Source organism: Azospirillum sp. B506 (assembly GCF_000333595.1).
GTDB lineage: Bacteria > Pseudomonadota > Alphaproteobacteria > Azospirillales > Azospirillaceae > Azospirillum.
In genome coordinates this window covers 1-10,599 of the sequence record NZ_BADK01000253.1, presented here as the reverse complement: position 1 = coordinate 10,599, position 10,599 = coordinate 1, and the positions used below count along the sequence as shown (strand labels likewise).

The 10,599-nt window shown below is 67.9% G+C and carries 8 protein-coding genes, 1 other RNA gene and 1 pseudogene; all 10 read left to right on the top strand.

Going from position 1 to position 10,599, the window contains the following annotated elements; genetic code table 11:
• Positions 1–23: 23 nt before the first annotated feature.
• Complete coding sequence (locus I71_RS07855; protein ID WP_042693555.1) at positions 24–716, top strand: N-acetylmuramoyl-L-alanine amidase; 693 nt, start codon at positions 24–26, stop codon at positions 714–716.
• Positions 717–778: 62 nt separating this feature from the next.
• An RNA gene (rnpB, locus tag I71_RS34855) (RNase P RNA component class A) lies at positions 779–1,180 on the top strand.
• Between the two features lie 766 nt (positions 1,181–1,946).
• The gene (locus tag I71_RS07850; protein WP_014248340.1) at positions 1,947–2,393 is read left to right on the top strand and encodes a division/cell wall cluster transcriptional repressor MraZ; all 447 of its coding nucleotides are present in this window, start codon (positions 1,947–1,949) and stop codon (positions 2,391–2,393) included.
• Positions 2,393–3,367, top strand: a complete 975-nt coding sequence (gene rsmH / locus I71_RS07845; RefSeq protein ID WP_042693551.1) for a 16S rRNA (cytosine(1402)-N(4))-methyltransferase RsmH — start codon at positions 2,393–2,395, stop codon at positions 3,365–3,367. Before I71_RS07850 ends, rsmH begins: the two co-directional genes overlap by 1 nt.
• Complete coding sequence (locus I71_RS07840) at positions 3,364–4,182, top strand: hypothetical protein (RefSeq protein WP_042693549.1); 819 nt, start codon at positions 3,364–3,366, stop codon at positions 4,180–4,182. Before rsmH ends, I71_RS07840 begins: the two co-directional genes overlap by 4 nt.
• Positions 4,179–6,050: a penicillin-binding protein 2 gene (locus I71_RS07835; protein WP_042693547.1), complete on the top strand. Its 1,872-nt coding sequence runs from the start codon at positions 4,179–4,181 to the stop codon at positions 6,048–6,050. The genes I71_RS07840 and I71_RS07835 overlap by 4 nt, the downstream gene beginning before the upstream one ends.
• Positions 6,016–7,521 (top strand): UDP-N-acetylmuramoyl-L-alanyl-D-glutamate--2,6-diaminopimelate ligase, encoded by a 1,506-nt coding sequence (locus I71_RS07830; RefSeq protein ID WP_042693544.1) that lies wholly within the window; start codon positions 6,016–6,018, stop codon positions 7,519–7,521. The genes I71_RS07835 and I71_RS07830 overlap by 35 nt, the downstream gene beginning before the upstream one ends.
• Positions 7,518–9,014 carry a UDP-N-acetylmuramoylalanyl-D-glutamyl-2,6-diaminopimelate--D-alanyl-D-alanine ligase gene (locus tag I71_RS07825; RefSeq protein ID WP_049975977.1) on the top strand — a complete coding sequence of 499 codons (1,497 nt, stop codon included), beginning with the start codon at positions 7,518–7,520 and terminating at the stop codon, positions 9,012–9,014. The genes I71_RS07830 and I71_RS07825 overlap by 4 nt, the downstream gene beginning before the upstream one ends.
• 9 nt (positions 9,015–9,023) lie before the next feature.
• Positions 9,024–10,109, top strand: coding sequence for a phospho-N-acetylmuramoyl-pentapeptide-transferase (gene mraY / locus I71_RS07820; RefSeq protein ID WP_042693542.1), 1,086 nt, complete (start codon positions 9,024–9,026; stop codon positions 10,107–10,109).
• 12 nt (positions 10,110–10,121) lie between these two features.
• Positions 10,122–10,599, top strand: a pseudogene (locus tag I71_RS07815) (Mur ligase family protein); the annotation flags it as partial.

Genomic DNA, 10,599 nt, shown 5'->3' with positions numbered 1-10,599 from the left:
GGCCGACCTGATAAGATGCCGACATGAGCAGCTTCCGCCGGATCGACCGCCCATCCCCCAACCACGGCCCCCGGACAGAGGGCACGCGGGTGGATCTGCTGATTCTGCACTACACCGGCATGCCCAGTGCCGCCCATGCGCTGGAGCGGCTGTGCGACCCGGCAGCCCAGGTCAGCGCCCATTACACGGTGGACGAGGACGGCACCATCTACGCCCATGTGCCGGAGGATCGCCGTGCCTGGCATGCCGGCCGGTCGAACTGGCGCGGGGCGGAGGATGTCAACAGCCGCTCCATCGGCATCGAGATCGTCAACCCCGGCCACGAGTTCGGCTACCGCCCCTTTCCGCCAGCGCAGATGGCGGCGGTGGCAGAGCTTTGCCTGGACATCGTCAAGCGCCACGGCATCGCCCCCGCCGACGTGCTGGGCCACAGCGACGTGGCGCCCGCCCGCAAGGAGGATCCGGGCGAGCTGTTCGACTGGCCGGGCCTCGCCGCCCAGGGGGTGGGACTTTGGCCCACACCGTCCCAGGCCGACGATGGAGCCTTCGACGATGCCGAGATCTCCACGCTGCTGGGACGCTATGGGTACGACACGGCCGAACCGCGGTCTCTGCTCGCCTTCCAACGTCATTTCCATCCCAACGGCCTGACCGGCACTCCCGATGCCGAGACGGTGCGGCGCCTGCGCGCATTGCTGCGGCTGACAGGGCGATGATGGTCAGCCCTCCGCGATTTGGGATTTGCCCCCACGGCCGCTTCCCTATATGAACGACCGCGCCAGATGGCCGGATGGTCGCCTTCGGTTTCGACCGGGGGAGGAAAGTCCGGGCTCCACGGAAACACGGTGCCGGCTAACGGCCGGCGGGGGCGACCCTAGGGACAGTGCCACAGAAAGCAAACCGCCGGCGTTTCGACGCAGGTAAGGGTGAAAGGGTGCGGTAAGAGCGCACCGCGGACCCGGCAACGGGGACGGCACGGTAAACCCCACCGGGAGCAAGACCGAATAGGAGCGGCCCGACCACCGTCCCCGCAAGGGGATGGGCGTGGGTCAAGCGCGTTTCCGCGCCGCCGCTCGGGTTGGTCGCGCGAGGCGTCCGGGCAACCGGCGTCCCAGACGAATGGCCATCGCCTGCCCTTCGGGGCGGGATACAGAACCCGGCTTACAGGCCATCTGGCACTTTCCCCCCTCTTTTGCCCATTCTGTCCCATGATGGGGTCCCCATCGGGGCGAACTTTCCCATGATCCCCCATGATGGGCATCCATTTGCCCTGCCCTGCCCCTTTCGACGGATGGGCTTGGGATGGCATGGGCAGCTTCCAATGTCGTCCACAGGGCAGACGCGCCCCCCAATCCCGGGATCCCGCAGTCTGCCGGGCTTTTCTGCGGCCATCCCCAGAATGCGCACGCTCACATCCACATTTTCCCCAGACTAATCCACAGCCGGTGGATAACTGTGGGGCGATTTCCCATGCCGTCCCATGCCGGACCGGGGGTTCCCAACCAAGGCCCTATGCCATCCGAAGGGGTCGATTCGGCAGCAGGACGAACCATGGGTGCATAGGATTTTCTTAAAATTTTGGAACGTTTCACGAACGGATGTGGATAACATTATCCACATTGCCCGAGTCACGAGAAATACTGCAATGATTCTGAAATTTCGTACACCAACTTGCCCCGATGCCACAGCCTGACCCAAAAGTCTTGACACCCCCGTCTGAATACTCGGGGGGCCGTTGACGCCCATGCCGTCCCATGCTATCCCAAGACTGCCCATTTAAGGGGGGCTCTTACCCATTCTGGTTAACACCGGGGCGGGGGGCTGAATGGGTCAAGCGGGGCTAGCGCGGAGCACCCGACCGCGCACGGGGGATAGCAAGGGGGATCGCCGGGCCTATGGCCGTTTTCCTGTCCACATACGTCAATAAGGTTGACAGGAAAGGGCGTGTGTCGATCCCGGCACAGTTCAGGCAGTCGCTTGCCAAGACGTCGGCTCCCAGCACCGTCTATCTCTGGCCCTCGCTGAACCACCAGGCGCTGGAAGGCGCCGACCAGGACTATCTCGACGTCCTCTCCGAAAGCCTCGAATCCCCTGACCTCGATGCCGACGAGCGCGACATGATCGAGACCTTCATCTTCGGAAAGCTGATCCCCGTCTCCTCCGATGCCGAAGGCCGCATCGTCCTGCCCAAGGAGCTGGCGGAGTTCGCCGGCATCACCGAGGAGGCCGCCTTCATCGGCCGCCGCAAGACCTTCCAGATCTGGGAACCCGACGCGCTGAAGGCCCACGAGGCCGCTCTGCGCGAGCAGGTCGTGCGCAAGGACATCTCCCTCAGCCAGATCGTCGCCAAGGCCTCCCGCGGCGCCGCCAGCCGGAGCGGGGAGGGCGCCTGATGACCGAGACCCGCATCCATATCCCCGTCCTGCTGGACGAGGTGATCGCAGCGCTGTCCCCGCGTGATGGCGGCCTCTATGTCGACGGCACCTTCGGCGCCGGCGGCTACAGCCGGGCCCTCCTGCAATCGGCCTCCTGCCGCGTGATCGGCATCGACCGCGATCCCGCCGCCATCGAGCGCGGCCGGGCACTCGCCCTTGAGTTCCCCGGCCGGCTCGACGTGATCGAGGGCCGGTTCGGCGACATGGACCAGCTGCTGGCCGGGCATGGCGTCGACAAGGTCGATGGCGTTGCGCTCGACGTCGGCGTCTCCTCCCCCCAGATCGACGAGCCGGAACGGGGTTTCTCCTTCCGTTTCGACGGCCCGCTCGACATGCGGATGGGACGGGATGGACCGACCGCCGCCGACATCGTCAACACCGCCGACGAGGCGGACCTCGCCGACATCCTCTATCATCTGGGCGAGGAACGGATGGCGCGCCGCGTCGCCCGCGCCATCGTCGCCGCCCGCCGCGAGGCGCCGATCGAGCGCACGGCACGGCTGGCCGACGTCATCCGCTCGGTGGTGCCGAAGGGGAAGGGCGACGCGATCGATCCGGCCACCCGCAGCTTCCAGGCCCTGCGCATCCATGTGAACGACGAGCTGGGCGAATTGCGGCGCGGCCTGTCCGCCGCCGAGTCGCTGCTGGCGCCCGGCGGGCGTCTGGCCGTCGTCTCCTTCCATTCGCTGGAGGACCGCGAGGTCAAGGCGTTCCTGCGGGAACGCTCCTCGCCGCCGCCCTCCCCGTCCCGCCACACGCCCGTGACCGCGGTCGCGGCGCATCATCCATCCTTCCGCCTGCTCTCCCGGAAGCCCGTGGACCCGAGCGAGGCCGAAGCCCGCAATAACCCCCGCGCCCGGTCCGCCCGGCTGCGCGCGGCTGAACGTACCGAGGCGCCTGCGTTCCCGGCGTCCGGCAAGGAGGCAGCATGAAAGGCAAGACCTGGCTGTTCTGGGGCGGCCTGATCGCGGCCGCCGGTGGCGTGCTGTTCCAGACCAGCTACGACGTCCAGGATCTTGAGGAGAAGCTCGCCGGGCTGAACCGCAAGATCATTCAGGAGCAGGAATCCATCCAGGTCCTGAAGGCCGAGTGGAGCTACCTGAACGATCCCACCAAGCTAGAGCAGATGGCGCAGGCCTATCTGGCGTTGCAGCCGACCGAGCCGCGCCAGTACATGGCGACGGACATGATCCCGATGCGCCCGGCCGATGCGGTCCCGCCCGCAGTCCAGACACCGCCCGGCCTCGCTCCGCTGCCGCCGATGGTCCGCGCGCCCGGCACCGGCAATTCGCAGCTGGCCGCCGCCCGCGCGCCCGCCGTCCCCAATGCCGCCAACAACAGCGGCACCACGGGAATCGTTCCCGTCGGGCTGCCGGCCGGCGCCGCCCTGGTGAAACCGCTGCCGATGGACAAGGCGCTGGAACGCGCGCCGGTCGTCGTGCCGGCATCCCTGCCCGCCTCCGGCGCCCTCGCCGACCCGTCCCGCGCCAACCGGATCAAGCCGGCCGCCCTGGTCCCCGGCTCCGCCCGCGCGCCAGCCGAGAAGTCCACCGACCGTGCAGCTCCGGCCGCCGGGAAATTGGCCCCGACCGCTCCGACCTCGCGGCCGACCGAACTGGCGTCCCGTCCGACGCCGGCACCGGCGCCGAAGGTCGCCGCCGCTCCTGCGGCGCAGCAGCAGCCCTATCAACCCAAGCCGACCGACAGCCTCGGGATGCTGGTCGCGCGCCTGGGTGCCAATCGATGAGCGGTCAAGACCTCGGTGGCCCGGCAGGCTACGGCCAGCCCGGCGCCAGCACAGGCAGCACCTATGTGCCCTCGCCGGCGCCGTCGCCCTTTCCGCCGCCCGCCCCGCAGCCGTCCGTCAAACCGCGGACCTCGCTGGCCGTTGCGCTGGAACAGAGCCGTTACCGCCTGATGGTGACGGCCGCCGTGGTCACGACCGTCTTCACCGCCATCAGCGTCAAGCTGGCGATGGCCACGCTGCTCGCCGGCGGTGGCGATCCGCGCCAGCATGTGGCGCTGGAGATCGGTGAAACCACCAACAACCGCGCCGACATCATTGACCGGAACGGCAACCTGCTGGCGACCTCGCTGGTCACCCAGTCGCTGTACGCCGACCCCAAGCTGGTCTCACGCCCGGAAGAGGCCGCGCAGAAGCTGGTCAGCGCCCTGCCGGACCTGGATTACAAGGACGTCCTCGCCAAGCTGAGCGGTGACCGCCGCTTCGTCTGGCTGAAGCGCAACCTGACGCCGAAGCAACAGGCCGCCGTCCACCGTCTCGGCATTCCTGGTGTCGCGTTCGAGCAGGAGGAGCGCCGCTTCTACCCGGCCGGTCCGCTGACCGCCCATATCGTCGGCTTCACCGGCATCGACAACAACGGCCTTGCCGGCATGGAGCAGGGCTTCAACAAGCGGCTGATTGAGGAGCCGGGAACGCCGCTCCAGCTCTCGATCGACCTGCGGCTGCAACACGTCCTGAAGAAGGAGCTGACTGCCACGGTGCAGGAGTTCAGCGCCATCGGCGCCGCCGGCATCGTCTTCGACGTGCGCAATGGCGAAGTGCTGTCGATGGTCTCGCTGCCCGACTTCGACCCGCAGGACCCGACCGGCCTGAACCCCGAGACGCTGTTCAACCGGGCGACGCTCGGCGTCTACGAGATGGGATCGACCTTCAAGATTTTCAACTCTGCGTTGGCATTCGAAAGCGGCAAGATCCGTGTTTCGGACATGTTCGATGCCGCGCATCCGGTGAAGGTCGGCCGCTTCACCATCAACGACTATCACAGCCTGCACCGCGCCCTGACGGTGGCGGAAGTGTTCCAGCACTCCTCCAACCTCGGTTCCGTGCGCATGATCCAGCTGATCGGCGTGGCGGCGCAGAAGGCCTTCATGACCAAGATGGGCTTCACCAGACCCACCGGGCTGGAGTTGCCGGAAAACGGCTGGCCGCTGGTGCCCAACCCGTGGCGCGAAATCAACAGCTACACCATCTCCTTCGGCCACGGCATCTCGGTCAGTCCGATGCACACGGTGGCTGCCGCCGCATCCGTCATCAACGGCGGCTTCTTCCACAAGCCGACCCTGCTGAAGCGCAAGCCGGGAGAGGAAATCCCGACCGAACAGGTGGTGTCGCGCCAGACCTCCGACATGATGCGGCGCATGTTCCGCTTCGTGGTCACCGAAGGAACCGGCAGGACCGCTGCCGTCAAGGGCTATCTCGTCGGCGGCAAGACCGGCACGGCGGACAAGCAGAAGGGCAAGCATTACGAGAAGAACTCGCGCATGTCCTCGTTCCTCGGCGCGTTCCCGATGAACGATCCGCGCTACATCGTCTATGTGCTGGTCGATGAACCCAAGGGCATCGCCCGGACCGGCGGCTTCGCGACCGGCGGCACCGTCGGCGCCCCGACCGTGGGCCGCATCATCAAGCAGATCGGCCCGCTGCTGAACGTGCCGACGCTGGACGAGAATGCGCCGGAAATCCTGAACACCACCTACCTCAACGCCGCCGGTTCCACCAACTGGCAGCAATCGCTGCCGCCCGTCACCGCCCCACCCCCGTCGAAGGGAAGCACAGTTGCGTCTTTCCCAACTCAGACAAAGCCGCGCTGACGGCAATCCGGCCGACAGCGCCTCTCCCCAGCCTCCGGCCGGGGACGATCCGGAGATCACCGGGCTGACCGCCGACATCCGCGCGGTCAGGCCCGGTTTTGTCTTTGCCGCCCTGCAGGGCGTGAAGACCGATGGGCGCATCTTCATCCCGCACGCGGTTGCCAGGGGCGCCGCCGCGGTGCTGGCCGCCGAAGACACGAGTCTGCCCGCCGATTCGTCATCCACCGTCCTGCTCACCGATCCGCAACCCCGCCTCGCCTTCGCGCGGATGGCCGCCGCCTTCCATGGCTGGCGCCAGCCGGAGACGGTGGTGGCGGTGACAGGAACCAACGGCAAGACCTCCACCGTCCAGTTCGCCGCCCAGATCTGGACGCGCATGGGGTTGAGCGCCGGCAGCATGGGCACATTGGGGTTGATCGGCCCCGGCCTGAACATCTATGGCGGCATGACCACACCCGACCCGGTCTCGCTGCATCGCGACCTCGCGACGGCGAAGGATGCCGGCATCGATCATCTCGCGATGGAGGCGTCGAGCCACGGGCTGCAGCAATTCCGGCTCGACGCCGTGGCGATCAAGGCTGCCGGCTTCACCAACCTGACGCTGGACCATCTGGACTATCATGGCACGATGGAGGCCTATCGGGAGGCGAAGGCACAGCTCTTCCAGCGTATTTTGCCACCAGGATGCGCCGCTGTCCTGAATGCGGACAGCAACGACTTCCATTTTTTTGCCGCAATTTGTAACGAACGTGGCCACCGCGTCCTGTCCTACGGTCTCGCCGGCACCGAGCTGCGGGTGACGGGGGTGGAGGCAACGGCCCATGGCCAGCGCCTCGCCCTGTCCGTGTTCGGTCGTGACGTGACGGTGGACCTGCCGCTGGTCGGACGCTTCCAGGCTTGGAACGTGCTTTGCGCGCTGGGGCTGGTCATCGGTTCCGGCGGCGACGTCGAGCAGGCGCTGGCCGCCCTTCCCCTGCTGGAAGGCGTGCCGGGCCGGCTTCAGCATGTCGCGACCCATCCCAACGGTGCGACGGTCTATGTCGATTTCGCCCACACGCCGGACGCGCTGGAAACGGTGCTGCTGGCGCTGCGGTCGCACGCCTCGCGCCATCTGGTGACGGTGTTCGGCTGCGGCGGCAACCGTGACCGCAGCAAGCGGCCGCTGATGGGGGCGCTGGCGGCCAGACTGGCCGACCGCGCCATCGTCACGGACGACAACCCGCGGACCGAGGACCCCGCCTTCGTGCGGAGCGAGGTGCTGGCCGGCGCCACCGGCGAGCTGGCCGGCCGTCTGGAGGAGATCGGCGACCGGGCCGAGGCGATCCGCACCGCGGTGCGGCAGCTTCAGCCCGGCGACCTGCTGGTCATCGCCGGGAAGGGCCATGAACAGGGACAAACCATCGGCACCGAGGTGCGTCCGTTCGACGATGCGGACGAGGCCCGGAAAGCCGTAGCGGAGGTTGGAGCATGAACGCGGACAAGACGGTCCTTTGGACGGCGGATGATGCGGCTGCCGCCACCGGCGGGCGTCTGGCCGGCCCGTCCGCCTGGGCCGCGACCGCTGTCACCATCGACAGCCGCAAGGTGGCGCCGGGCGACCTGTTCGTCGCCATCCGCGGGCCGAATTTCGACGGGCATGCCTTCGTCGGCGCAGCACTGGCCGCCGGGGCCGCCGCGGCGCTGGTCGACCATCTGCCGGACGGGCTGCCTGCGGACGCGCCGCTGCTGATCGCCCCGGCCGACACGCTGCAGTCGATGGCGGCGCTGGGCGCGGTGGCGCGGGCGCGCTGCGGCGCGCGCATCGTCGGCGTCACCGGTTCCGTCGGCAAGACCGGAACCAAGGAGACGCTGCGCCACGTCCTGTCAGCGCAAGGGTCGACCTATGCCAATGAAGGCAGCCTGAACAACCATTGGGGCGTGCCGCTGTCGCTCGCCCGCCTGCCGGCCGACAGCACCTACGGCGTCTTCGAGCTGGGGATGAACCACGCCGGCGAACTCGGCCCGCTGTCGCGGCAGGTCAAGCCGCATGTCGCCATCATCACCACCATCGAGGCGGTGCATCTGGAATTCTTCTCCGGCGTCGAGGCCATCGCCGACGCCAAGGCCGAGATCTTCGAGGGACTGGATGCCGACGGCATCGCCGTGCTGAACCGCGACAACGGGCAATATGCCCGGCTGGCCGCGGCCGCGCGCCGCCATGGACTGACCCGCATCTGGAGCTTCGGCGCCAATGAGGACGCCGACGCGCGGCTGATCGACTGCTCACTGCATGCCACCTGCAGTTCGGTGACCGCGGTCATCCGCGGCGAGCGGCTGCACTATTGCCTGTCGCAGCCCGGCAGGCACTGGGTGATGAACAGCCTGTCGGTGCTGCTGGCGGTGAAGGCGCTGGGCGGCGATGCCGCCGCCGCCGCCCGCTCCCTGTCCAGCCTGCCGCCGGTCAAGGGCCGCGGCACCCGCAAGCGCATCCAGTTGCCGCAGGGCGCCTTCACCCTGATCGACGAGAGCTACAACGCCAGCCCGGCCGCCATGGCGGCGACGCTGGAGGTGCTGGGCAAGGTCGATCCCGGTGCCGGCGGCCGGCGCATCGCCGTGCTGGGCGACATGCGGGAGTTGGGCGAACGTGCCGACGCACTGCATATCGGCCTGGCCGAGCCGCTGCGCGCCGCGCAGGTCGACGCCGTCTATGCCTGCGGCCCGCACATGAGGGCGCTGTTCGACCGCCTGCCGGCGGCGATGCGCGGCGCCTGGACCGAGACCAGCATGGAGCTGGCCCCCATCGTGACCGGGACCGTAAAAGGCGGCGACGTTATCATGGTCAAGGGGTCTTTGGGCAGTCGTACAGGTCTGATCGTCGATGCACTCGCGGCACTCGACAGCGGGCCTGAAAGCGAGGACAAAGCCGCCTCCCGAACCACCAACCAGCCGCAGGCCGCGCAGTCCGCGCAAGGCCCGCGAGGCTGACGGACCCAAATGCTCTACAACCTCCTCTTCGGTCTGGCCGACGTCTTCTCGCCGTTCAACCTGTTCCGGTACCTGACCTTCCGGACCGGCGGCGCCGTGATCACGTCGCTGGTCATCAGCTTCGTCTTCTTCCCGCGTCTGATCGCCTGGCTGAAGCGCAAGCAGGGCGAAGGCCAGCCCATCCGCGCCGACGGCCCCGAAAGCCACTTCAAGAAGAAGGGCACGCCCACCATGGGCGGCCTGATGATCCTGATCGCCATGACGGTCAGCACCCTGCTGTGGGCCGACCTGACCAACGCCTACATCTGGATCGTCCTGCTGGTGACCATCGGCTACGGCCTGATCGGCTTCGGCGACGATTACCTGAAGCTGACCAAGCGCAACACCAAGGGGCTGTCCGGCCGCTTCCGCCTGGGCTGGGAGATCGCCATCGGGCTGGTCGCCTCGGCGCTGATCATGTGGGTGTCGGCCCCGCCGCTGTCGGGCGGCGTCGCGGTCCCCTTCGTCAAGGATTTCCTGATCCAGCTGTCCTGGTTCTTCGTGCCCTTCGGCGCCTTCATCATGGTCGGCGCCTCGAACTCGGTGAACCTGACCGACGGGCTGGACGGGCTGGCCATCGTGCCGACGATGATAGCCGCCGGCTGCTTCGGCCTGATCTCCTACCTGTCGGGCAACGCCATCTTCGCCAACTACCTGCAAATCCACCATGTGCCGGGCTCCGGCGAACTGGCGGTGTTCTGCGGCGCACTGGTCGGCGCCGGACTGGGCTTCCTCTGGTACAACGCCCCGCCCGCCATGGTCTTCATGGGCGACACCGGGTCGCTGTCGCTGGGCGGTGCACTGGGCGCGGTCAGCGTGGTGACCAAGCACGAGATCGTGCTCGCCATCATCGGCGGCCTGTTCGTCCTGGAGACGGTGTCGGTGATCGTGCAGGTCGCGTCCTTCAAGCTGACCGGCAAGCGGGTCTTCCGCATGGCGCCGCTGCACCATCACTTCGAGAAGAAGGGCTGGGCGGAACCGACGGTGGTGATCCGCTTCTGGATCATCGCCTCGATCCTGGCGCTGGTCGGCCTGTCCACGCTGAAGCTGCGGTGAGGGGAGCCGGCGATGATCGACCTGTTCTATATGCAGGAGCTGCCCGTCGCGGTGATGGGGCTGGGCAAGTCCGGCCTCGCCACCGCCCGCGCACTGCGCGATAGCGGGGCCGAGGTGCGGGTGTGGGACGACAATCCCGCCTCCCGCGCAGCGGCGGAGGCCGAGGGCTTCGCCGTGGTCGATCTCGCCACCGCCGACCTGTCGGACCTGACGACCATCGTCTGGTCGCCCGGCATACCGCATACCTTTCCCAAACCGCACCCGGTGGCCGAGCGTGCCCGCGCGCTGGGGATCGAGCTGATCTGCGACATCGAGCTGCTGGGTCGGGCGGAGCGCGACTGCGCCTTCATCGGCATCACCGGCACCAACGGCAAATCAACCACCACCACGCTGATCGGCCACATCCTGGCCGCCACCGGGCGCAAGGCCGCGGTGGGCGGCAACCTAGGCACGCCGGTGCTGACCTTCGATCCCATCGGAGCCGGCGGCA